Origin of the sequence: Paraburkholderia sprentiae WSM5005, from assembly GCF_001865575.2 — a bacterium.
In the GTDB taxonomy this organism is placed as follows: Bacteria; Pseudomonadota; Gammaproteobacteria; order Burkholderiales; family Burkholderiaceae; genus Paraburkholderia; species Paraburkholderia sprentiae.
Genome location: NZ_CP017562.2, coordinates 1,248,469 through 1,272,418 on the forward strand (window position 1 = coordinate 1,248,469; position 23,950 = coordinate 1,272,418).

17 protein-coding genes are annotated in these 23,950 nt (G+C 56.2%); 4 read left to right on the forward strand and 13 right to left on the reverse strand.

The genetic code is table 11. From position 1 onward, the window contains the following. Window positions 1-13: 13 nt before the first annotated feature. Window positions 14-1,294, forward strand: a complete 1,281-nt coding sequence (locus BJG93_RS22465) for a glycosyltransferase family 4 protein (protein ID WP_027196438.1) — start codon at window positions 14-16, stop codon at window positions 1,292-1,294. Between the two features lie 115 nt (window positions 1,295-1,409). Here the strand turns inward: BJG93_RS22465 and BJG93_RS22470 are convergent, their stop codons facing one another. The 10 genes from BJG93_RS22470 to BJG93_RS22515 form a co-directional block, all read right to left on the reverse strand. Then, the gene (locus BJG93_RS22470; RefSeq protein WP_231337589.1) at window positions 1,410-3,560 is read right to left on the reverse strand and encodes a glycosyltransferase; all 2,151 of its coding nucleotides are present in this window, start codon (window positions 3,558-3,560) and stop codon (window positions 1,410-1,412) included. A gap of 145 nt (window positions 3,561-3,705) precedes the next feature. Continuing rightward, the gene (locus BJG93_RS22475) at window positions 3,706-4,248 is read right to left on the reverse strand and encodes a DUF4214 domain-containing protein (RefSeq protein ID WP_082194568.1); all 543 of its coding nucleotides are present in this window, start codon (window positions 4,246-4,248) and stop codon (window positions 3,706-3,708) included. A gap of 5 nt (window positions 4,249-4,253) precedes the next feature. Then, on the reverse strand, window positions 4,254-5,057 hold the full coding sequence (locus tag BJG93_RS22480; RefSeq protein WP_154671770.1) for a hypothetical protein: 804 nt from the start codon (window positions 5,055-5,057) through the stop codon (window positions 4,254-4,256). Between the two features lie 3 nt (window positions 5,058-5,060). Continuing rightward, window positions 5,061-7,322, reverse strand: a complete 2,262-nt coding sequence (locus tag BJG93_RS22485) for a glycosyltransferase (RefSeq protein ID WP_027196440.1) — start codon at window positions 7,320-7,322, stop codon at window positions 5,061-5,063. A gap of 85 nt (window positions 7,323-7,407) precedes the next feature. Beyond that, complete coding sequence (locus tag BJG93_RS22490) at window positions 7,408-8,064, reverse strand: DUF4214 domain-containing protein (protein WP_082194569.1); 657 nt, start codon at window positions 8,062-8,064, stop codon at window positions 7,408-7,410. Between the two features lie 186 nt (window positions 8,065-8,250). Further along, on the reverse strand, window positions 8,251-9,360 hold the full coding sequence (locus BJG93_RS22495) for a glycosyltransferase family 4 protein (protein WP_027196441.1): 1,110 nt from the start codon (window positions 9,358-9,360) through the stop codon (window positions 8,251-8,253). Window positions 9,361-9,535: 175 nt separating this feature from the next. Beyond that, a complete protein-coding gene (locus BJG93_RS22500) occupies window positions 9,536-10,699 on the reverse strand; it encodes a polysaccharide biosynthesis/export family protein (RefSeq protein WP_027196442.1) in 1,164 nt (387 codons plus the stop codon). A 334-nt stretch (window positions 10,700-11,033) separates the two neighbouring features. Then, entirely contained in the window at window positions 11,034-12,071 is a 1,038-nt protein-coding gene (gene gmd, locus BJG93_RS22505) for a GDP-mannose 4,6-dehydratase (protein WP_027196443.1), read from the reverse strand. Window positions 12,072-13,109: 1,038 nt separating this feature from the next. Further along, the gene (gene galU / locus BJG93_RS22510; RefSeq protein WP_071336647.1) at window positions 13,110-13,991 is read right to left on the reverse strand and encodes a UTP--glucose-1-phosphate uridylyltransferase GalU; all 882 of its coding nucleotides are present in this window, start codon (window positions 13,989-13,991) and stop codon (window positions 13,110-13,112) included. A gap of 120 nt (window positions 13,992-14,111) precedes the next feature. Continuing rightward, on the reverse strand, window positions 14,112-14,381 hold the full coding sequence (locus tag BJG93_RS22515; protein WP_174566125.1) for a hypothetical protein: 270 nt from the start codon (window positions 14,379-14,381) through the stop codon (window positions 14,112-14,114). An 891-nt stretch (window positions 14,382-15,272) separates the two neighbouring features. On the opposite strand from BJG93_RS22515, the gene BJG93_RS22520 reads away from it, so the two are divergent. The 3 genes from BJG93_RS22520 (at window position 15,273) to BJG93_RS22530 (ending at window position 20,891) form a co-directional block, all read left to right on the forward strand. Then, window positions 15,273-16,421 (forward strand): glycosyltransferase family 4 protein, encoded by a 1,149-nt coding sequence (locus BJG93_RS22520; protein ID WP_027196445.1) that lies wholly within the window; start codon window positions 15,273-15,275, stop codon window positions 16,419-16,421. Continuing rightward, on the forward strand, window positions 16,422-18,473 hold the full coding sequence (locus BJG93_RS22525; protein ID WP_051374316.1) for a capsular polysaccharide biosynthesis protein: 2,052 nt from the start codon (window positions 16,422-16,424) through the stop codon (window positions 18,471-18,473). Between the two features lie 408 nt (window positions 18,474-18,881). Beyond that, entirely contained in the window at window positions 18,882-20,891 is a 2,010-nt protein-coding gene (locus BJG93_RS22530; protein WP_051374317.1) for an Ig-like domain-containing protein, read from the forward strand. Between the two features lie 90 nt (window positions 20,892-20,981). Here BJG93_RS22530 and cyoD read toward each other — a convergent pair whose 3' ends face one another. Genes cyoD through cyoB form a run of 3 tightly spaced genes read right to left on the reverse strand, consistent with a single transcriptional unit; the run spans window position 20,982 to window position 23,950 of the window. Further along, window positions 20,982-21,323 (reverse strand): cytochrome o ubiquinol oxidase subunit IV, encoded by a 342-nt coding sequence (gene cyoD / locus BJG93_RS22535; RefSeq protein WP_027196447.1) that lies wholly within the window; start codon window positions 21,321-21,323, stop codon window positions 20,982-20,984. After that, entirely contained in the window at window positions 21,324-21,929 is a 606-nt protein-coding gene (cyoC, locus tag BJG93_RS22540) for a cytochrome o ubiquinol oxidase subunit III (RefSeq protein WP_034478390.1), read from the reverse strand. Then, window positions 21,929-23,950 (reverse strand): cytochrome o ubiquinol oxidase subunit I, encoded by a 2,022-nt coding sequence (cyoB, locus tag BJG93_RS22545; protein ID WP_027196449.1) that lies wholly within the window; start codon window positions 23,948-23,950, stop codon window positions 21,929-21,931. Before cyoB ends, cyoC begins: the two co-directional genes overlap by 1 nt.

Genomic DNA, 23,950 nt, shown 5'->3' on the forward strand with positions numbered 1-23,950 from the left:
GCGGTAACCATTGATGACTACTCGCTTAACCGCCCTCGATCAAATCCTGCTTCAACTCACGTCTCTTTTCCCGCGCACCTTCGCCCCGACCGCTCGCAAACGTCTTGCAAGTTCGCGTCTGAGTTTAGCTACAGAGGCTGGGAGAAACTGTGAGCAGCGGCTGCTTGTCGACGTTTCTATCATCGCCCAGCAAAATGCCGGCACCGGAATTCAACGAGTCGTATTGGCAATACTTGGCCAACTGCTGATAGATCCACCGCATGGCTGGACTGTCGAGGCCATTTACGCCACGCGAAAATCACCGTATAGATACGCAAACGACTTTGTCTCACGGACATTTGGCATTGATGCGTCGAGCGAGGATACGTTAGTCAAGGTTCACCGAGGCGACCTGTTCCTTGGACTGGACATGGCGAGCCGTATTCTCTCAAGACGAAAAAGAGATCTTGCACTATGGCAAAAGCAGGGTGTGTGTTTCGTGTTCATCGTATACGACCTCTTGCCCGCATTGCATCCCGATTGGTTTACGCAACGGGCGCGTAAAGCCTTTGCGCAATGGCTTACCACTTTGGCAATTCATGCGACCGCTCTTCTGTGCATTTCAAATTCCGCAGCGGACGAAACCCGTAACTGGTTCTTGACTCACTACAAACTGGACTCAGCCGATTTGCCGATCAGTTGGTTCCATCTGGGTGCCGATTTTGAAGGAGGCGCCACGCAAAACGAAGCGTCCGCAACGAACAACTGCGTCGCAACGACCGTTCAGCCAACGCTGCTAATGGTCGGGACCGTCGAGCCGCGGAAAGGTTACGAGCAGGCCATTGCCGCCATGGAACTCTTATGGAGTCAAGGCAACGACGTAAAATTGGTCATTGTCGGAAAACGCGGCTGGAACGTCGATGATCTAGTGGCCAGGATTGAGCGACATCCGGAACTTAACAATAGACTGCTCTGGTTCCCTGACACGACAGATCAGCAATTAATCAACCTTTACCAGCAAGCCACCGGCGTCGTGATGGCATCAAACGGGGAAGGTTTCGGCCTACCATTAATTGAAGCCGCTAAATTTGGCGTGCCCGTCTTGGCTCGAGATATCAAAGTGTTCCGGGAGATCGCTGGAGACAACGTCAGTTACTTTTCTGGAACGACCGCTTCAAACCTTGCCGCGCCACTCCAAAGCTGGCTGCTAGAAATGATTGCCGGGAAAGCGCCAGACATTAGAGAGCTACATTGGCTTACTTGGGCCGAAAGTGCCACTCACCTTAAGCGCAAACTCGTATCCCTCCGTGCCTGACGCCTACAGACAGCGGACCCCATAGCGGGCAGCTCAACAACATGCGGATTGCATGCTAATCAAATACTCGGAGGGCTTTGCCGCACGCTCGAGTCACCGCAAGGCCGCTTAGACTCTAACGAACCTTGCGCGGAAGTACGGAGCGATATATCTCCGACATTTGCAGCGCCATTTGCTCTGGAAGGAATCGCCGCTCGTACTCCTGACGGGCCCGGCCGGTCCTTCCCTGCTCAGCGTCAAACAGCTTCCTCAATTCGCAGATGACGGCGTCGGCCAATGCGACCGGGTTATCAGGCTCGACCAATTTTGCACACCCACTATCAGCGAAGACTTCCGGAACCCCACCGACATCACACGCTACGGTCGGCACATCGAACATCATCGCTTCCACATAGATAAGGCCAAACGATTCGAACCGCGACGGTGCAACGAACAATGCTGCACGCTGGAAATACTCGTCGACTTCAGTGTCGGAGATAACGCCGGTGAAATGGACATTGTCCAATAGTTGCACGTGCTTTGCCTCGAATATTTGCCGGAAAGTTTGTTTTCCGTCGCCGGTCGGCAGCTTGTCGTCGCCGACAATCACCACCTGTGCATTTGAAAACTCCCGCAGAATCTTAGGAAGTGCATCTAAAAGCGTATCGATACCTTTTCTAAGCTCCAACCGCCCGACAAAGAGGATCATCGGCCGCGCGAGATCGAGGGAACTGATCCTGCTGGTGGCGCGATCTTCGAGAGCCAAAGGACAAAGCACCACACGGCCGTCAGCCAACTTTATTCCGTTGCGAGACGAAATCTCGTTTGCAATTGCGCGACTAATCGTGCGGATGAGATCGCAATTCGCGAGGACGTAGTTCTCCCCTTCGATAGTCGGACGCACCACATCTCGCATGAACGAAGAATCACGCTGCCATTCTGGGTGGCTCTCCAGAGCGATTGCCTGCGAAGTCTGCAAACTCACTACGACGGGAAACTCCTTGCTCGCGATGATGGCAAGGGCTTCATTACCCCAAAGCGGCGCTTCCACCACATCGACTCGATGCCTTCCATTGATTTTCCGGATTTCCTCCAACGCGGTTCGCGAGTAGCACCATTGATCTGGGTGAACTTGCAGAGGAAGCATTTCTTGCTGGTCATCGAACCAGCCGAGCACAAGCCGGTGGACCCAAACGCCGTCTTCCCAATCGACGGTCGGATGCATCTTGCTTTCGGTTAAAACATGAACGATGTGTCCCAACGCTTCTAACGCACGAGCTTGCACACGCACGAATCTAGCTATGCCCGAGTCGTCGGCATCATAATTTCGGCACAACAGCGCAACGCACAATTGCCGCGAACGATCAAGGTCCCTGGACACCGCAGGTAAAAAAAACAAACCGCTCTCGCATGAACGCAGGGGCTTATGAAACGCCGCTGAAGCGCTGCGCTCGATTGCATCACGACACGCCCGCTGGTAGGTTGCGGGCAATTGTTCGGCAATCTCAGGCGCCATTCGGCCATCCAGTGCTGCAGCCTCCGCGTCCTTCAGATGGCGCGCGTAGATTTCGTCAACATTTGCGCGAATAGCTTGCTGACTCATCTGCGACGACGCGTGCTTCAGTCCGAAATAAAGGGTGTTCTTTAATATCGGATAATGATGCAAAGTTACTCGCGACGCACTCCGCATATAGCTGGGGAGGAACTTATGATGTACATATGCCCCCTTAGCCTGACAAATTTTATAACCTTTGTCGATTACCCTTACACATACATCAGTTTCGTCCAGAAAATATTCATACTCTTCGTCGAACCCGCAAATAGAAAGTAGAATATCTCGGCGAAATGAACAATTTGTCCCGATCATCGCACTGTACTTAAATGCGCCCGGCAACGAATAAAGTTCCGCCGGATCGAATTCAACCCTTACCCAGCTCGCACCGAGACGGTCGCAGACTATATAAGTAGTCTGAAACTCAAATCCCGTATGATCGAAAACAAATCCGCCTACCGCTCCGACATCTTCGCTGACATACGCAGAGAGAATTCGCTCCGCCCAAAACGGCTCAACAATGGCATCGTCGTCGACAAACGCAACGACGTCACCTGCTGCTGCAGCAATGCCAATGTTCCTGGATTTTGATAAATTTAGCTCCGCACAGTTCAATGATTTAATGTTGTTTTTATATTTATCAATGACATTTTGAGTCGAATCACTAGACGGGCCATTGACAACAATTACCTCCATATTTTTGAATGATTGTCCTAGCAGCGAAGCAATAGTCACGTCAAGACTTGCAGATCGGTTACATGTATTCACAACAACCGACAATGTTCTTGGTTTACGCCAAGGTGCCATATTTCAGCATCAAGTAGATTTGTTTAGTCCCAGCCGTTTCGAAACATCAAATCGGATGTCGCGCCACGTCAGGTTATTTTTTTGACTTCCCGGCGACCATTGACTCTAGATCCCGACAACGCCGGGTGAGCTCGTCAATTCTCCGCCGCAATTCCCTCTGATGGCGATTACTCGACTCAGCCGCATTGAGCAATGCATCGAACTTATCCAACGAAACCCCCGGTTGTTCGTGTCGATCCGAATGGGATTGCAAGCGGCTGCCATTCTCCAAAGCTTGCACGGTGGCCAATAAAACACGCGCGCGGAACACGAGACGACAAGCATGGTAAAAGCCACGTACGCTAGGTGTTGTTGCGAAAAAGTGCCGCAATCTTAGGAGCCACATGGATTGCAGACGATGCCCTAAGGCTTTTGCTTCCTTACTTCGCAGTAGATCCAGAATGACGTCAGTCTTGGAACATCCCGAGCCCAGCTTACGCAGATAATGCGTGCGCCCCCGGACGTCGGCAGAACGGTTAAGGATAGCCAGATAGCAGGCCTCGACAAATTCATCGCCCTGAAGCAAAGTCAGTTCTGCAAATGACGTACGATAGGGGCGTCTGTCCATGTCTTTCATTTACCTTAAACAGTCGCAATAGCCGCTTGCGTACGCGACTTATGTAGCGCTTTATAGCCGCCTACATATCCGACTAAAAGATCATAAAGCAGCTTTTCTTCGCGAAGCTTAACGGATACTGCATGATTATCGTAAGGGTGGATATTCAGCGTGACACAATCCAAATTTCTAAATTCGTCCAACTGCTTCAGATCATTCCATTCGAATTCGTTCGAATGATCTCTTTCTGAGCGACTTACATTAACCAACACTTTTGGTGTTTCCAGCGCATCGCGGTATAAGTTGTAGAGGTTTTTCAGCGGCACGTGCGGGACCATTTTGCACTGACCATCAAATTGATTTCTGATTTGAGGCGCAAAAACGATACACAGGTCTGCAAGACAGGCAAGACCATAATAAAGCGCAGCGTGCCCCCCCGAACTTTGTCCGGCGAAACAGACATGGGAATACGCAGGCATCAAGCCGTCCCTTAATGCCGCAATGAGTGACTCTGCATCTGGTACCAGACCTGCGACGCCATTTGCATACCAGTCAAACTCAGAGTCCCTAAAATATAAGCAATCAAAACCGGAGTAACTCGGAAATGATGAACTAAAAAAAGGCTCGTTGATTCCCCCAAACCACACGAAAAGCGTATCGGAACCGTGCTTTTCATACCTGAAAAATTCAGATTCTTTTGAAAAGAGATTCTGACTCAAGGTATTCCGCTCCACCAATCGCTCCGCCTGCATCCCGTCGCCCACCATTTTCGCCCACCTTAAATCAATAATAAGGCGCGCAAAATAATATTTGCGCGCCCGAACTACCATAATTTACGCGACCGCCCCTTCGACAATTAATTCAGCGATGTTTGTCCGCCCAGCTTTATCAGTTCGCTGCCCGGCGTAAAATTGCGCCAGGTGGTCACACATAACTTCCGTCGAAAACTTGTCGATAAACGAGGCACGCGCCCCTTTACCCAGTTGCACCCGCAAAGATTCGTCTGCAATGATCGAATCGAGAACTCTGGCAAGATCCGCCGCATTATCAGATTGAAAAAGCAATCCATCTTTGCCGTCTTCGATCACCTCTTGCATCCCCCCGATACGTGAACCGACGCACGTCTTACCGAAGCGCATTGCCTCGATCAGTACGAGACCAAACGACTCATACCGGCTCGGAGCAACGAAGATATCGCAATCCTGGTAACTCGACAGCAACGTCGCATTGTCCACAGTTCCCGTGAATTCCATCCGGTCCACAATCGTCTTCGTACCCGCGTGCTCCGCAAGAAACGCTTCCGTAAACGTACGCCCATCATTGCCGGGAAGGCCGTTTTCTCCGACCATCTTAACGGCCAGATTCGGGTACTTCTTTAGAAGTGCGGGCAACACGCTCAGGAGAAGGTCGACGCCCTTTCGCTTCTCAAAGCGACCGACGAAAAGAAGATTGATCTTGTCCGACTTCTTTCTACGCGATTCGATGTGCGGCACATCTTCGATGCCATGCGGCACCACGGTGGTGCGGCTCGCGGCGATTTCGAAGCGGTATTCGCGCTCGATGTCACGCAGGATTGCATTGGAGTTGGCAAGGATATGCTTGGCGTTCTTAAGCAGCCATGCTTCGCCCTGGATGATCTTCTCGACGTGGTGCTTGCGGTACTCCTTGTCCGCCTCCCATTCCGGCTTGAACGGAAGTGCCAGCTGGAACGTAGTATGCAAACTAACCATTGTCGAAATCGAACCATCAGCCACACAAGCAATGCCCTCGAGGTCCCAAATCGGAGCAGAGACGATGTCCAGACCGCGTCGAGCCTCAATCCGCTTCACTTCATCGAACGCGGTGTATGCATAGTCTCTAATGACGGGCGGGATGTCCGGGAGCGCCGGAACGGTTCTTTCTGGCCACCAGACCGGCACAATGCGATGCACCCAAACACCATCCTCGAAATCGACCGTGGGATGCCCATGACCGCGCGTCACGACAGTGACTTCATGGCCCATTTTTGCAAGGCCGGTGGCAACCTCATGCGTCCAGACGCCGATCCCACCACACTGGCCAGGCGGATAGTCCTGGCTCAAAAGGCAAATTTTGAGGCGGAAGCCAGCCGCCAGCCGCGGTGCAAATCGCTTGAAATCCCGAGCATGATCGGCCCAGTATTTGACCGGCATCGTGCGACGATTTGGATAGCGGTGAGCGTCCGCGATACCATCGTATATGCCCGAATCAATCTCACTCAACAGACGGTGATAGTGGTTCGCGTCGATGAGGCCCTCATCGAGGTACCATTTTTTGTCCTTCTTCAGCCCTGCTGCGTACCGTTGCAAGAACCCGAAAATCTCCGTGTACGATGTACCGGGCAAGGCATTCTGGATGCAGAAGTAGGCCTTGCTCCGCACCGGAAGATAGATCGACTTAGGCAGCTTTGAAGACGTCCGCAAGTGACTTGCCGCATACTTGTGATGAATTTCCGCGTCGGGAACGTATTTGACGTCGTAACCGACATCGATCATTCGCACGATGACGTCCGTCTCATCGAGAAAGTACGCGTATTCCTCGTCAAACCCGCCGATTTCTGTAAGCACGCGGCGACGGAATGATGAATTCGTTCCGGTCAAAGCCAGATAGCGTCTCGCCGAGGAACCGGATTCGGCATTTGCCTCCTCCAAGGTCCCAAAGCTCTGGCCGTCTCCAAACCGATCGCACGCGGTAACCTTGCACTGAAAATCGACGCCAGTGTGGTTTCGAATGTACCCGCCGACGGCGGCCACGTTCGGATCCTCGTAGCCATTCTCCAACTGGTTCAACCAATCGGGCTCCGGAACCGCATCGTCGTCGATGAAACAGACGATATCGCCGGTAGCCAGCGCAATGCCGATATTTCGCGATTTCGACAGGTTCGCTTCGGGGCAATGTCCAACTTTGACTGAGTGCTCGTAGTCCTTCAAAACGTCTAGCGTATCATCGGTCGACGGCCCGTTTACCACGACAACTTCAAAATTGTCGTGCCTCAGATACGGCAGCGAAGCGAGCGTGTTCCGAAGCGTGGCGGCGCGGTTGTATGTATTAATGACAATCGAAAAACGAAGTGACATCTTCTAATCCTTCTAATCGATATTCTTTATCGTATTGCTCGACACATGATCATATGGCGAAGAAAGTTGCCACGCAAAGCACAGATCATGCTGCTAGGGAGTCATTCTTCGAACCAGCCTGATCGAATTGACTGACGTCACCGACACCCGCTTCCACCCGTTCCAGTCGAGCCGATATTCTTCGCTGTTCGAACCGAATTCCATCTAGTGCTGCACTAATCGAATGGATTGCGAAATCAAGACGCTCATGCAAGCTTTTGATTGCCTCTGACGTCCCCTCAAGCGACGCGCCAAAATGCCGGCCAAGCGTTTCCAGCGTATTGACAACATCCCGCTGCGCGCCGTTCAGTCCGCTCAGGCCCGCGTGCAATTCAGCGATAGCTGCGTGATCGATGCCGCCGTGCCCTTTTGGCCCTGCGTGACCTATGTGCTTCGCCGCTTCATCCGGCGAAACGCGACTCAGTTTTGGTGCAAAAAGGTGACCAATTGCGGGAACGGCCGCCACGGTACTTTTCCAGCTGTACCGAGTTGCATGACTCAGCACAATTCCACGCTTACGTGCCTCTTCGCTTCGCGCTATATCCTTCGCCACGCGCGATTTGCTCCAGCCGTCGGCGAGACGCCTTGAGTAATGCTGCATGCCGTTCGCGTCCGGCGCACGGCCCAGCAGGAGACGATAACATCGTTCGATGAACCGATCGTCGCCACTTTCTATTAGTTCATAAATTGAAACAGCTTGCATTTGAAGCCCCCGGAAAATTTCAGATCTTTCTCACCTATACGCCTGATTTCACCACTTCGTTTTAACTTCAAAAGGCACGATTAATAAAAGCATGACGTTCGATCACTGCATCCAAGAGGTCAGCAGACAAGCTAAAAACCAACCGACCCGAAAAGATGGTCAAGCAATTGAAACAGCGAACCCCATCTATGCGAATTTTCGGTAAACATCAATCGTGGCATTGGCGCAGCGTGACCACGTCTGCTGCCTAGCCGCACTCAATCCTTTTGAAATTGCGCTCTTTCGCCACTTTTCGTCGCAAAGCACACGCTGTATACCCTCTCGCAACGCATCATGATCACCAGGCTCTACAAGCCACGCCGCACCGCTCCCGGCTTCGGGCAGCGACGAACAATTCATTGCGAGGGTGGGAACACCACTCGCGATCGCTTCTAGCACAGGCAAGCCAAACCCCTCATAAATTGAAGGATAGAGAAACGCCTTTGAGCCGGCATAAAGCACTGGCAGCGACTCTTCCGGGACATATCCCAAGTAGAGAACCCAACCTTCCTGCTGCCCCTTTTCGATCTGAATCAACAAGGCGTCGTTGAGCCAGCCTTTGCCACCCGCGATGACGAGCGGATATTGGCGCCGAAGAGCGATTGGCAGGGAGCCATATGCGTCCAGCAAACAGTCAATACGCTTTCGCGGCTCGAGCGTAGAGACACAAAGGGCGTACCGGAAGGGTTCAAGATTCCATTGCGCCAAGGCGCCCATTTCGCCAGGCTCCCTTGGATGAAAATCGGCTCGCACCCCCAAACCTATTGCAGTAATTTTGTCTAACGGCCAGCCAAAGAAAGTCGCAACTTCCTGACGTGTCGCCGCCGAGTCGGTGATCAAGTGCACCGCTCTCTGCAGGGTAGACGCAAAGTTACGCTCGAACTGAACTATTCGCTCGACCGGATGAGTTTCCGGGAACTTAAACACCGACAAATCATGAACTGTCGCAATGCCGCGCTCCACAACGCCTGGAAGAAAATAGTTGGGAGAGTGACACACGTGATGACGGATCAACTTCCTGACTCGTTGTTGACGCCCCAATGTGGTTAGCCATTTGAAGCGGCGCTGTAAAGGCTTTTTTTTGCCCGGCTCGATTAGCAGATCGTCCAGACTTGATATCCAGCGATCGCCCGATAAAAAGCGAACGGTCTCGACATCGCACGGCTCGCCTTGGTAGTGGTTTGCAAGCTCCCAGGCATAACGGCCGATTCCCGTAAGAGGCGGCCGGATTGCATCAACGGCAAAGACAAGTTTCATCTTTGTCCCCAACGCAGCCCTCCTGATACGTTTCAGCACGTGTGTCGCTCAACATGACCTTACTTATAACCAGTACCATACTTTTGATTCACACCTCGTGCGATTGCCTCGTGAATGACAGGCGGGACACGCGAGGAATCGTACCTTGCCACAGCGTAGTCTCGGCGCACGGCACCTACCTGAATGTTTGAACTCCGGTAACCAGCGGATAAGCCACCGAGAACACCACATTCAAGAATTTCTGAACTTCAGCAATCGGCGCATTCGATACGTACAGCAGATCCTTGTTTTCCATCATGAAGTTCTGCGCCACGAAAAAGGAGTTGGGGTCGCGCAAATTGACACGATAGATCACAGGCACCTTTCCATCAGCCGTGGTGCGCACAGGCAGAGTCGGCCATGGCAAAGCCTTGGCATCTTCGAGACGGAAGATGAATACGCCTTGTGCGTCTGAACGCGAATCCTCCAGACCACCCGCACGCGCCAAAGCCTGAGCAAGCGTGATTCCTTGCGCTTCGAAGTTGATTTCCTGATTCTTACCGGTCGCGCCGAGAGACGTGAAGCTGAACGGCTGGAAGAGCGCCGTCACCACATCACCCGCATGCAGGGGCACGTTCTGGTGCGGGTCACGAATTACGGTTTCCAACGGCAGCGACGCAACTTTGTCGCCTCGCGTCACCTGAATCGTGACCTTATCCACTGGCTGCTTCACTCCGCCAGCTGCGGCAAGTGCATCCAATAGACGCTCACCGCGCGCACTGAGTTGCATCCGGTTGCTACTCGCCACATCGCCCACAACCGTCACGTATGAAGTCGCGTTGTGCGAAAGCTTGACCAGCACCTGAGGGTCGTGGGCGATGTTCTTCAAACGTGCCGTGATATCACGTTGAAGTTCGGTTGGCGTACGGCCAACTGCTATCAACTCTCCCGCGAACGGAATGTTGATCTTCCCGTCTCCGTCGAGCGTTTGATCGGGCAAAACGGTAACTCGCGCGTTAGCCGCACCACCTCTCGCATCCACTTGTGCGGCGCCAAACAGCGTGGCAGGCGGTGCTTCCCAGATAGACACTTCGATGGTATCGCCTACCCCGAGCTGCTGCTGGAACGAACTATTGTTGCCCAGCGCGGCGGAAAAATCGCCGACGCCGCGCTCCGAAAACAGTTTGCGCGCGACCTCGTCGGTCACATCGACAATCTGAATGCCGGTTGGATTCGCCGTCGACGCAGATTTTTCAATCTGCGAACTGCTAGGTCCGGATGTCGGAATGGCTGAACAACCACTAAACGCAACCACGGCCAAGGCGATCGCAGTGAAAACGGCAAAGGACAAACGCGACATTAATTGCATGTATTAGTAATTGAGGTTTGGCGCGAATTGTGTCACGCACCGACGCAAACGGCGTAATGCAAAGAAAAATCAACACCCGAATGGCTGAACTTAACCTTAAACATCAATCGCCACTCTCCTTCAGAGTTGGCGGCGTTTTGACACTACGTTGCTACTGACAATAGCTGCTCTGCGGGCACCATAGCACGACATCATGGTCTGCCTATCCTGCGAAACCTGTATCCGCCTTCGCCTTCATAACACGTCTTTCGGTATTCCGAGCATGACGTGCGGAAGGCAAGCCTCGCCACTACTTCGCCGCCGGGAAGTTTTCCGTCTTCGAGTGCTAGAAAGAAAAACCAGCCTTGTTACGGCGAATATCTGCCTCCACCATCATCTCGGAGAGTTCTTCGAGCGTCGTTTTGGGCTCCCAACCCAGTTCCTTTCTCGCCTTCTCAGCACAGCCGATTAAAGAATCAACTTCTGCTGGCCGGTGAAATCGGGGATTCAATTTGACAACCGTCTTGTTTGTTGCGCGGTCAATACCCACTTCGTTTTGACCGCTGCCCTCCCAAACAAGCTCCATACCGGCTGCTGCAGCGGCCATTGATACAAAATTGCGGACCGTTTCTGTCCGATTGGTCGCAAGCACAAAAGTGTCGGGAAGAGGCACCTGCAACATCTTCCACATACCCTCCACATACTCCTTGGCAAAACCCCAATCTCGCCTCGCATCAAGGTTGCCAAGTTCGAGCACGTCAAGGAGCCCCAAGCGTATCTTTGCTATGCCGTCGGAAATCTTGCGCGTCACAAATTCCTGGCCGCGCAAAGGAGATTCATGATTGAACAAGATACCGCTGCTACCAAAGATGTTGTAACTCTCGCGGTAATTTACGGTTATCCAGTGAGCGTACAATTTCGCCACACCGTACGGACTGCGTGGGTAGAATGGCGTGCCTTCTGCCTGCGGCACCTCTTGGACCTTCCCGAACATCTCGGACGTGCTGGCCTGATAGAAGCGAATGTCCGTATTCACAATCCGAATCGCCTCAAGCAGGTTCAACGGCCCAATGCCGGTGATCTCCGCGGTGGCAATCGGTTGATCAAACGAAACCCCGACAAAGCTCTGGGCTGCAAGGTTGTAGACTTCAGTGGCCTTCGTTGTTTGCAGCAAGCGAATACTGGCACTTGGATCTGTGAGATCGTACTCGACCAGGCGGAGGTTCCGATGCTTCCGGACCCCAAGCTCGTCGAGCCGCCAGAAATTGACCGAACTGGTTCGACGATATGTTCCGTAAACGATATAGCCCTTCTCAAGCAACAACTGCGCGAGATATGCCCCATCCTGACCTGTAATGCCAGTTACAACCGCAATTTCACTCATGTTCAATTTTACAAGGATCCGACTCGCCGCACCGCCGGCAAAAGACATCGAAAAGGCCGCATCACACGGAAGCTTCACCATAACTGGCGGGTTGCGAGAGAATCATCGCGCGTGCAACGCCAAGTCCAAGCCAACTTTGGTGAAACCAACACGAGAGGACATATATCTCACGGCTTGGTCAAAACTTCGGTGCGGATTGTCTCATGCACTCGAGTAGAATGGCACGTTATTAAAAAAAAATCCTCACCCAAGAACACTAAAAAAGTCTGCGCGCCAGCCGACAAACCGCACCACTTTCTCGTGTCAACCATTCTCCTGGACGTCACGTGCCTTTTCGACGGTCTTTTGCCCACGGGTGTAGATCGCGTCGGTCTCGCTTACATCGAAAAGTACGGGGCAAAAGCTCGCACAGTTTTTTTGAGCGGAGTTTTTTTCACGGTTTTGACCGAATGAGATTCGTCGCAAACGTTTGCATGCTTTTTCTCGTCCACCCGCAATCGGAATGCAATTCGTTGCTTTAGTCGCGCGCGCCTGCGTTGATCACCTGCGAGAAACAAGACTTGACCGGATCCTGTTGTACACAGTCACAACGGGATGGAATTCGGCCGTTGTTACAGCGCAATGACACTGCGCAAGATTTGCCCAGTATTCATGGTCCACGATTTACAATAATTCCTCTTTCGGCAAGGTTTTTGGGGTCATGCACTTGTGGGGTTTCGAGCGGCGTTTGCGTGGATTTGAGATGCCAGTCGATGACGGAAGGTATAGCGTGCGATGAGGATCAGCGAGGTCGCCGCGGCGATGCCGAGCAACAGGGATCGCAATAGAGGCTTGCGCACGCAACCCCGGTGTCACAGTGAGGGCGGTCGGAACGCGTAGACGCCAACGCGTTAAGGCAGCGATCATAGTAGCGCAGCGTGAATGGAACAGGCGCGATGAAACGCGCTGGCAAAACAAGAGGCGCTGTACCCCGAATGCGGGGCACAGCGCCTTTTTTACGTCAGTCTGATTCTATTTACAGGCTGGGCATGAAGTCGTTCAACCTTCCAGCACCGGCGAGCGGGTGCGCAGATATTCTTCGAAATCGGCGGCCACTTCCGGGTGACGCAGCGCGAACTCGACCGTCGCCTTCAGATATCCGAGCTTGCTGCCGCAGTCGAAACGGGTGCCGTGATATTTGTACGCGAGCACCTGTTCGTCGGCGAGCAGCGACTGGATCGCGTCCGTCAACTGCAACTCGCCGCCCGCGCCCGGCTTGATGGAGCGTAGATGATCGAAGATGCGCGGCTTCAACACATAACGGCCCACCACGCCGAGGTTCGACGGCGCCACGCTCGGCTCCGGCTTTTCGACGATGCCCGACATCTTGATGATCGAATCCTCCCATTCCTTGCCGTCGACGATGCCGTACGACTTCGTGTCTTGGGGCGGGATCTCTTCGACGCCGATCACCGAACTGTGATAGTGATCGAACACCTCGATCATCTGCGTCATCACGGGCGGGGTACCGTACAGCAGGTCGTCCGCGAGAATGACCGCGAACGGGTTGTCGCCGACCAGCTTCTCGGCGCATAGCACCGCGTGGCCGAGGCCCAGCGCCTCCGCCTGGCGTACATAGAAGCAGTCCACATGGCTCGGCTTGATGCTGCGCACCAGTTCGAGTAGCTTGTCCTTGCCGCGCGCCTCGAGTTCGGCCTCGATCTCATAGGACTTGTCGAAATGGTCTTCGATCGCGCGCTTGCTGCGGCCCGTGACGAAGATCATTTCGGTGATGCCGGCCGCCATCGCCTCTTCGACCGCGTACTGAATCAGCGGCTTGTCGACGATCGGCAGCATCTCCTTCGGGCTAGCCTTGGTGACGGGGAGGAAGCGGGTGCCAAGACCTGCTACCGGAAAAACCGCCTTTGTAACTTTTAGCATGTGAAAAATGTTCCTGGTAAATCTGTTTGAATTTCGCTAGGGAATCGCTGAGTAATTGACCAGCTCGCAAAGTTGCCGGCGGGGCTGGTACAGAACTCTCGGATGACGAAGTGACCAATTTCATTTCGGTGAATTTGGCTCGGGAACAGACCTCGCTTCTCGTGCTCGCAGCGGCTTATAGGTGCGCTCGATCAGTTCGTCCTGTACCTGCTCAAGGAACACTTCCACGCCTTGTGTCTTGATGGCCTCGAACGTCACCCCGTCAATACCCGAAGCGCAGTTGTTCTTTCTGGCCAGCGCATACGCCTCACGCAGCGTTTCCAACTTGCAGACATGGACATACAAATCCCAGGAACGCCAGGACGGTTCAGCCTTCGCCTTGACGTACATTCCCCGCCTCAGGTCCTCCAAACTGCTGGACGCCTTTGTCATTTCATCCTTGCCTCCCGTGCTGTCGAGGAAACACCAAATAGCAGAGTCACTTCGCTCCACCATCGTTACCCAATTTCAGCTAGTACCGACCCATCCGCCATCCTCTCGCCTTCGGCACACTTCCCCGGTTCGCCGGTTATAGGACCTACCTTGCTCCAGTGTTTCGCACCGAGGCGACGAGGAATTCTCCAGTTGCTTGGCATGTCCTTGTCATCGTGCCGTCGCTTCAGATTTCGGCTACCCATACTGCCTTAACCCTTACGGTTGCGGGCTCGGCCCTCGGAGCTTTTCAGTTTCGAGGCCACATCAACGTCCACTTTTGTTACGGCCCGATGGCTCGCGCATTCCCCATGGAAATGCTTGTCAATAGGCTTCAGAGTCATGGTTTCCCGCCGCCCTGCTATCCCAGCTAAGGGGCGCCTGACTCTTCTCTCGCGGGCTTGATGGTATTGGAACTGGAGGCCAACGATCTTGTACCAGACGGAAAAGCATCTGAACACCGCTGAGTTGCCAGTCGCGCCATGCCTCAAATGCTGTGGGCTGCGTCCGGCCCGCCGCCGAAACCGACGTAGCTGGTAGTCCAGGTATGCGATCACGCGAACGTGCTGAATCTGTTCGATCTCGATCTAGTGCTGTCGCGGATACGTGAAAAATCGTAGGGCAACGTGCAGGCATGCGCTTGCATGCCTCACTGGAGTATCGTTCCTCGCGCAGGTACCATCGCATTATAAAAGGCAACAACCAATTCTCTCACGCACTCGAGGTAGAATGGCGCTCTTTAAAAAAAGCCACACCTGAAAGACGGATATCGTCTGCGCGACTGCCAACAAAAACGTCACTGCTCCTAACGTGTCAACCATTTTCCTGGACGTGTCACGTCTACTCACGCGTCTTTACGATGGGCTTTTGCCCACCGGCGTAGATCGCGTCGGTCTCGCTTATATCGAAAAGTACGGCGCAAAAGCTCGCGCAATCCTGAGCGAACAGGGTTTCTCCACGGTATTGACTGAAAAAGACTCCCAGCAAACGTTTGCATGGCTTCTTTCATCCACATGTAATCGAAACGCGATCCGTGCATTAGTCATCCGCACGTGCCTTAATCGCCTGCGAGAAACAAGACTCAGCGGAATTCTGTTGCACACAAGTCACAACGGTATGGAATTCGGACGTTATTACAGCGCAATGACGAAACGTCAGATTCGCCCCGTATTCATGGTCCACGATTTAATCCCGTTGACGCACGCCGAATATTGCCGCCCGGGCGTCGACGCAACGCATCGGCACCGCATGCACACTGCGCTGAAGCACGCCAGCGGATTGATCATGAATTCCCAAGCCACGCTCGACTCGCTCGCGGCCGAGGCACAGCGCGCCGATCTTCCCATGCCGCCGAGCGTAGTCGCACGCCTCGCCTCCGGTGTTACGCAGCGACCGCTCACCGCGCGCCCGCTGCCAGCGCCCTACTTCGTCATCCTCGGCACGATCGAGCCGCGCAAAAACCACTGGTTAATCCTGCAAGCCTGGCGCCGCCTCGTCGAACAACTCGGCACCGCAGCACCCAAGCTCGTCGTAATCGGCCGACGCGGCTGGGAATGCGAAAACGTCATCGACATGTTGGAGCGCTGCGAACCGCTAAAAGGCGTCGTAATAGAAGAACCCCACTGCTCCGACGAAAAACTGCACGCCTATCTGCAACACTGCCAGGCGCTGCTGTTCCCCTCCTTCGTCGAAGGCTACGGCATGCCACTCGCCGAAGCACTCGCGCTGAAAGTACCCGTACTCGCTAGCGATCTCGCCGTCTTCCACGAAATCGCCGACGACATTCCCGACTATCTGGATCCACTCGACGGCCCCGGCTGGCTCGCGCGCATTCAGGCCTACGCGCAGCCGAATAGCCCCGAGCGCGATGCGCAGATAATCCGCATCGAACGATTCCGCGAGCCGACGTGGGCGGATCATTTCGAACGCGTCGACGCCTTTCTGGAAACGCTGCGCTAAATGAAGCAACGCGTCATCGCTAACGAACAGGCCTCGTCGAACCTCGCAATCGATCTGCGCGGTCTCACGCGCGGCTTTCGCCTGTGGAGCGGACTCCGTCAACGGAGCGTCGAACATGTATGGATCGACCGTTGGCATGGGCGCATTGCCTTACGCGTCGCAGCTCTACTCCGCAAGCACATCAACGCCGCGTGGCCCGGACCGGTCTGGTCGCGTGGACCGTTTGGCACACCGCTGTTGTCCTGGTTTTCGGTGCCGCTTGCCGATGCCAGTCCCGAGACATTCGTCGCCGCGCTGAACGAAGCACTCACGACCGCAACAGAACAGGACCGCGGTTCCCAAACCGCCTCCCAATCACAACGATTGATGCAGCGGTTCGCGCGCACTAACGCATCGTCAATACGTGACCCGCAATCCTGTTGCCCCGTCGCGCTACTCGAGCCCCGAAGCAAGGAACGCGTACTGCTGATCGACGAACGCGCACGCTCGAAAGGATCTAGCGCAGTCGCAACGCCTCACTCGTCCAAAGCTTTTGCGCGAATGGTACAAGCCGCGATAAGCGCCCATCCACAAGCCGAATTCTGGATCGCTCGATCGACCGATCCAGCACGAGGCCGCTGGCTCTCCACATCATCGGAACCGATGCTGCCCGCCGGCACCAAGCGTTTCGCCGACAACGAATCCCTGTGCGCCGCCCTGCCTCACGTCGATCACGTCTACACGCTCGGCGCATCGGAAGGCATGCATGCTCTGTTGGCCGGCGCGCGCGTCCACGTGTTCGGCGCACCGTACTACGCGGGCTGGGGCCTGACGCACGACGCCCAGCCCTTGCCGAACCGAACCGCGCGCCCCTCGCTCGCCACCTTGTTCGACGTAGTGTTCGTCCGCTCGACGCGCTATCTGAATCCGTTCACGCACACAGCCGGCACGCTCGACGATCTGCTAGACAGCATCGAACTGCAGCAAGCGGTCCAACAACGCTTCGCCGATCTGCACGCCGTCGCGGCACTCCGTTTTCAATGGTGGAAACGCCCGTTCGCGACGCCATACATCACGGCGGGCAATTCGGCATTACGCTGGACCGCCGAACCGCAATCGGTGCGATCCCATGAATGCGCGATCCTATGGGGCGCGCGCAGCGCAGACGGCCTCGCGCCGGAAGTTCATCGCGTCCGAATCGAAGACGGCTTCTTCCACTCGACGGGCCTCGGCTCCGACATGATCGCGCCACGCAGTCAGGTAATCGATCGCCGGGGACTGTACTTCGATGCGAGTCAGCCGAGCGACCTGAGCGTGCTGCTCAACGAGACCGAATTCAGCGACATCGAGCTGGCGCGCGCTGCAGCGCTTCGCAATAAGGTCGTGCAACTCGGCGTCACCAAGTACAACCTCGGCCGTCGGCGCCCTACATGGACGACGCTGGCCGGCAAGCAGATTGTGCTGGTCCCCGGCCAGGTCGCCGACGATGCATCGATCCGCCTCGGCACGCGCGCGATCGGCACCGCCGATGCGCTGCTGCGCGAAGTGCGCCGCCTGCGTCCCGATGCATTCGTTGTCTACAAGCCGCATCCCGACGTGCTATCCGGCAACCGCAATGGGCTCATCGACGCACAGCAGCTCGCGGACGTCGTCGATACCGAAGCGGACCTGCTGTCGCTCGTCGATGCGGCGGATGAAGTTCACACGCTATCGTCGCTTGCGGGCTTCGACGCGCTGTTGCGCGGCAAAGCGGTCTTCACGTACGGGCTGCCGTTCTACGCCGGCTGGGGACTCACCCACGATGCGCTCGCGCCGCTGCCGTGGCGTGATCGCACGTTGACGCTCGACATGCTGTGCGCGGGCGTGCTGCTGCGTTACCCGCTGTACTACGACTGGAAGACGCGTCTCTTCACGACGCCGGAAGCCGTGGTCGAACAACTCGCATCGCAAGCCGCACGGCCGCTGGAAAAAGTCCGCGGCAACCGGATGCGACCGCTACTGAAAGCTTTTCGCTGGGCTCGCAATGCGATAAGCCATCTGGGATGGCGTTATCGTCAGCACTTCGCGCGATAACCCAGCACGACCAGCAGACGATCAGGTCTCGGAACCGTTTCACTCGCAGCCGAACGATAGGCATGCGGCGCCGTCGAGACGTCATCACAGACGCCTCGACGGTCCTGGTCTACTCGCGTTGCCGCATCCCCGTTGCTGAATCCCCGCTATGCCGACGTTTCTCTCAGGCTCTCTTTTTTTGATACAAAAAATATAGCGGTTTGCGCGCGATCGCGCAAGTGCCATGTACACGATCGGAGCGATCGGCCGATCATTGACCGGCCCAGCCGCCCTTCCTACCGTCACTAAAAAATTTCTTAAACTTTCCTCGACCGGTGCCGTTATTTCCGTTACCGCACGGCAGCTCACGGCTGCGGCGCGCCCATATGATTATATTTTTTATATCGGTTATCGAGAGAACCCGAGACTATGAAAGCCTCATTGCATAAGAAAAAGACGTCCGTAAAGGTGCCGTTCAAGCTGCTTGCGGCAAGCGTGCTGACCGCGTCGGTTCTCGCGGCCTGCGGTGGTGGCGCCGGCGGCAACGGCGCGAATACGGCAAGCACAAGCAACGGCGGCGCGAGCCAGCCGGGCACGCAGCCGGTCCAATCGATGCAACTGACCGGGACGGTCGCGGTGGGCCGCGCGGTTGCGAATGCCAACGTCACAGTGATCGATGTGAACGGCAAGAGCGTCACCGCATCGGCGAATGTATCGGGCAACTACACTGCGTCGATCGCGGGGCTGAGCGCGCCTTTCCTCATCGTTGCAGCCGATCCCGCCGGAAACGAAACGCCGCTCTACTCGGTGGTCGCCACGGCGCCGGACAGCACCGCTCCCACCATCGCCAACGTGACCACGCTGACCACCGCGGTCACGGCGCAATTGACGACCAGCGGCAACCCGCTCGAGCTCACCACGTCAGGGCAACTCGCGGCGCAGGTCACGGCCTCGAGCGTCAACGCGAGCGTCGTTAAACTGCGGACTGCGCTCGCGCCGATACTCGCCGCAAACGGCGTCAGCACCACCGCATTCGATCCGATCGGCACCGCCTTCGCCACGAATCACCAAGGGCTCGACGCGGTGGTCGATTCGGTGAGCGTGGTCCCCGCGCCCAGCGGCGGCACGCAGTTGATATCGATCGCGGATCCGAATTCGGCGATCGTGCTGAACGACAAGACCAGCGTGTCCGCGACGCTCGTCGTGCCGTCGGTCGCCGCCGACTATCTGTCGCCGTTGATCGCGTCGCTGTCGCAGTGTTTGCAGGGAACGTCGACGGCTTGCGCAAGCGCGGTCGATTCGACTTACCTCGAAGCCGGATTTCACTCATTCCTCAGCGCACATCCCGAGCTGAGCGCGGCGGGAGTCACATTGGGCGATGCGAAGACGCTCGCGTTTTTCGCCCCAGGCGAGCTGATGGCGGGCAGCAATTCGACCGCACTCGTGCGGTTCTTCTACACCACCGCGAATGGCGTAACCGGCAATGTGCTGACCGTCGTGCAGAAAACGGCGGCAGGCACGTGGGACATCGTCGGCAATCAGGTGCCCTATAACGTGAACATCACCTCGGGATTGCAGCGCCGCACTTTCCTCGATCCGGCCAATGCGCCTTTCAGTCGTTACGAGTCGGGCATCCTGATCGACATTCCGCTCGATTCGACCAACCCGTCGAACGTGTACACCGCCGTTGTCACGGGTCCTGGCATCAGCGGTGCCGCCTATCTGGTGCGCCCGAACGCGAGCGGCTACGGCAGTCTGGCGCTCAGCACCAACGTGTTGACGAGCGTGCCGGCCACGCCGATCACGTCGGACAGCGGCACCAACTACTATCGCTTCTCGTGGACGGCGCTGCCCACCGCGAGCTCCACGTTCGCGCCCGGCACGAATAACGGTCGCTACAGTCCGCAATCGGTCGATGTCGCCAGCATCGGACAATTCGCCCGCTACTCGGTGAGCCTCTATGATTCCACTGGCGCGCAGATCGGCCGAACGTTCAGCGTGGTGAACGCGACGCCTGTGATGGCGGCGGCCACGGGTGCGGGCATTGCATGGCAGAGTCTATCGAACGACTTCATGAATGCGTATTTCGCGCCGAACGGTTCGCTCGCGGCTGCTCAGTCGCAGTTGACGCTCGCATGGTCGAACCTGTTCGGCGGTCAGAATATCGCGCCGCTCGTCACTCAGGGCTTGATCCAGACTCAGACGGGGAACGGGATCATCCCGTTGATGGGCATCGATAGCTGGTCGCAGAACATGCCGACTGCGCTGGGTGGCGGTCAATATTCGGTGCAGCTGAGCGCGGGCGTCAACGAAGACGGCACGGCCGAATGTTCCGGTTGTCAGTTTGCCGCCCAGGCTCCTGGCTCGATCCGCTATGCGGCGCTGCAATGGACCAACAACGGCACGCTGTATATGAACGCGTGGCGTTACCAGTACTGAAGGAAATAAAGCGAGCCGGTAAATGACAAAAGCCCCGCAAGAATTTTCGTTCTTGCGGGGCTTCTCTTTTCGCGCTAAAGCGTTATCCGCTTATCGCGACATCATGTTCATGCTGACGTTATGCATCACCCACAGCGTGCCGCCAACCACGATCACCGCGGTCAGCACGGTGAACGCAAACGCCGTCAGGTTCCAGCGCTGCGACGACGAGGTGTTCATATGCAGGAAGAACACCAGGTGCACGATGATCTGCACGAACGCGAGGCCCGCGATGGCGAGCAACGCGCTCTGCCCTGTCAACGTGCCGGTCATCACCAGCGCGAATGCCGCGACGGTCAGAATGACGGCGAGTACGAAGCCCGTCGTATAGCTGCCGAAACTGCCGTGGCCGCCTTCCGAGTGTGCGCCATGGGCGCTATGACTATGGTCCATTTAGATCACGCTCGCAAGATAGACAAAGGTGAAAACGCCGATCCACACGACGTCGAGAAAGTGCCAAAAAAGGCTCAGGCACGTCAGACGGATCATGTCGCGTTCGGTCAGGTCGCGATGACGCATCACCTGCAGTGCCAGCACCACCATCCAGATCAGACCGAACGTCACGTGCAGGCCGTGCGTGCCGACCAGCGTGAAGAACGACGACAGAAACGCGCTGCGCCCCGGACCCGCGCCTTCGGCGATCAGGTGCGAGAACTCACGCATTTCCAGCACGAGAAACCCGACGCCCAGCAGGAAGGTCACGCCGAGCCAGCCGAGCAGCGCGCCCTTGCGGTTCTTGTGCGCGCCGAGCATTGCGAAGCCGTACGTGATACTCGAGAGCAGCAGCATCGTCGTTTCCAGCGCGACGCCCGGAATCTCGAACAGGTCCTTGCCGCTCGGACCGCCCGCGAACTGATGGCTCATCACCGCGAACACCGCGAACAGCGCCGCGAAGATGATGCAGTCGGTCATCAGATACAGCCAGAAACCGAACACCGAGTGCGACGGCACGTGGTCCGGCGCGAGTTGCGGCTCAACCGCAATAGTCTTCTGTAACATCAGTCAACCTCCAGCGCGACCTGCGCACCGGCACCTGCGCCGACACCGGTCCCGGCGGCAGCACCGCCACTGAGTTTCTCTTCGATCAGCGCGACAGTGTCGGCCGGAATGTAATAGCCCTTGTTGTCCTGGAAGCTGTAGATGATCACGGTGGCAATCGCGCCGACCAGGCCGACGATCGCAAGCCACCAGATGTGCCACACACCTGCAAAACCCAGCGCCAGCGAAAACAGACCCACGATCAGACCCGCGGACGTATTCGACGGCATGTGGATGTCGCGATACACCGGCACCTTCTGGGCCCCCTTGCGCGATTTCATTTCGGTGAAGGCGTCGAGCGAGCGGACCTCCGGGATATGCGCGAAGTTATAAGCCGGCGGCGGCGAGCTGGTCGCCCATTCCAGCGTATGACCGTCCCACGGATCGCCCGTGAGGTCGCGGTTTTGCGGCAGGTTGCGATCACGGATGCTGACGAACAACTGCAGCAACTGGCAGGCAATACCCATTGCGATCAGCACCGCGCCGAACGCGGCGGCGATCAGCCACGGATGCCAGGTCGGGTTGTCGTAGTGATTCAGACGACGCGTCATGCCCATGAAACCAAGCACGTACAGCGGCGTGAACGCGACCCAGAAGCCGATCTGCCAGAACCAGAACGCGGCCTTGCCGAGCTTCTCGTTCAGCTTGAAGCCGAACGCCTTCGGGAACCAGTAGTTGAAGCCGGCCAGATAGCCGAACAGCACGCCACCGATAATCACGTTGTGGAAGTGAGCGATCAGGAACAGGCTGTTGTGCAGCACGAAGTCCGCGCCCGGAATCGCCATCATCACGCCGGTCATACCGCCGATCGTGAAAGTAATGATGAAGCCGATCGTCCACATAACCGGCGTCGTGAACTGCAGACGGCCCTTGTAGATCGTAAACAGCCAGTTGAACACTTTGACGCCGGTCGGAATCGAGATGATCATCGTCGCGATACCGAAGAACGCATTGACGTCCGCGCCCGAACCCATCGTGAAGAAGTGGTGCAACCACACGAGGAACGACAGCCCCATGATCGCGCAGGTTGCCCACACCATCGTCTTGTAGCCGAACAGCGGCTTCTTCGCGTAGGTGGCGACGACTTCCGAGAAGATACCGAACGCCGGCAGGATCAGGATGTACACCTCGGGGTGTCCCCATGCCCAGATCAGGTTCAGGTACAGCATTGCGTTGCCGCCGGCATCGTTCGTGAAGAAGTGCATGCCGAGGTAACGGTCCAGACCGAGCAGCGCGAGCGTGACGGTCAGGATCGGAAACGACGCCATGATCAGCACGTTCGTGCACAGCGCGGTCCAGGTGAACACCGGCATCTTCATGAACGACATGCCCGGCGCGCGCATCTTCACGATGGTCACGAAGAAGTTCACGCCGGTCAGCAACGTGCCGATACCGGAGAGCTGCAAGCTCCACAGGTAGTAGTCGACGCCGACCCCGGGGCTGAACTGCAATTCGGACAGCGGCGGATAGGCGAGCCAACCCGTTTGCGCGAATTCACCGATCACCAGCGAGACGTTGATCAGGATCGCGCTGATTGCCGTCATCCAGAAGCTCAGCGAGTTGATGAACGGGAACGCGACGTCGCGTGCACCGATCTGCAGCGGCACGATGAGGTTCATCAGACCGACCATGAACGCCATCGCCATGAAGAAGATCATGATGACGCCGTGCGCGGTGAAGATCTGGTCGTAGTGATGCGGCGGCAAAAAGCCCGGGGCGAGGTACGACAGCGCCAGTTGCATACGCATCATGATCGCGTCGGCGAAGCCGCGCAGCAGCATGACCAGGGCAATGACGATATACATGACACCGATCTTCTTGTGGTCGACCGAGGTCAGCCATTCGGTCCACAAGTAGCGCCATTTGCCGAAATACGTGATTGCGCCGAGTACGGCCAGCGCGGCGAGGATCATCCCCGCGCCCGCCGTAACGATGATTGGCTCGTGATACGGAATCGCATCGAGCGTTAGTTTTCCGAACAT

Bases quoted from the DNA above. Each gene is read 5' to 3' on its own strand.
- BJG93_RS22465 (WP_027196438.1), top strand. From the start codon at position 14: ATGACTACTCGCTTAACCGCCCTCGATCAAATCCTGCTTCAACTCACG.
- BJG93_RS22475 (WP_082194568.1), bottom strand. From the start codon at position 4,248: ATGAAAGACATGGACAGACGCCCCTATCGTACGTCATTTGCAGAACTG.
- BJG93_RS22480 (WP_154671770.1), bottom strand. From the start codon at position 5,057: ATGGTAGTTCGGGCGCGCAAATATTATTTTGCGCGCCTTATTATTGAT.
- BJG93_RS22485 (WP_027196440.1), bottom strand. From the start codon at position 7,322: ATGTCACTTCGTTTTTCGATTGTCATTAATACATACAACCGCGCCGCC.
- BJG93_RS22490 (WP_082194569.1), bottom strand. From the start codon at position 8,064: ATGCAAGCTGTTTCAATTTATGAACTAATAGAAAGTGGCGACGATCGG.
- BJG93_RS22495 (WP_027196441.1), bottom strand. From the start codon at position 9,360: ATGAAACTTGTCTTTGCCGTTGATGCAATCCGGCCGCCTCTTACGGGA.
- BJG93_RS22500 (WP_027196442.1), bottom strand. From the start codon at position 10,699: ATGTCGCGTTTGTCCTTTGCCGTTTTCACTGCGATCGCCTTGGCCGTG.
- gmd (WP_027196443.1), bottom strand. From the start codon at position 12,071: ATGAGTGAAATTGCGGTTGTAACTGGCATTACAGGTCAGGATGGGGCA.
- galU (WP_071336647.1), bottom strand. From the start codon at position 13,991: ATGCTAAAAGTTACAAAGGCGGTTTTTCCGGTAGCAGGTCTTGGCACC.
- BJG93_RS22515 (WP_174566125.1), bottom strand. From the start codon at position 14,381: ATGTACGTCAAGGCGAAGGCTGAACCGTCCTGGCGTTCCTGGGATTTG.
- BJG93_RS22525 (WP_051374316.1), top strand. From the start codon at position 16,422: ATGAAGCAACGCGTCATCGCTAACGAACAGGCCTCGTCGAACCTCGCA.
- BJG93_RS22530 (WP_051374317.1), top strand. From the start codon at position 18,882: ATGAAAGCCTCATTGCATAAGAAAAAGACGTCCGTAAAGGTGCCGTTC.
- cyoD (WP_027196447.1), bottom strand. From the start codon at position 21,323: ATGGACCATAGTCATAGCGCCCATGGCGCACACTCGGAAGGCGGCCAC.
- cyoC (WP_034478390.1), bottom strand. From the start codon at position 21,929: ATGTTACAGAAGACTATTGCGGTTGAGCCGCAACTCGCGCCGGACCAC.
- cyoB (WP_027196449.1), bottom strand. From the start codon at position 23,950: ATGTTCGGAAAACTAACGCTCGATGCGATTCCGTATCACGAGCCAATC.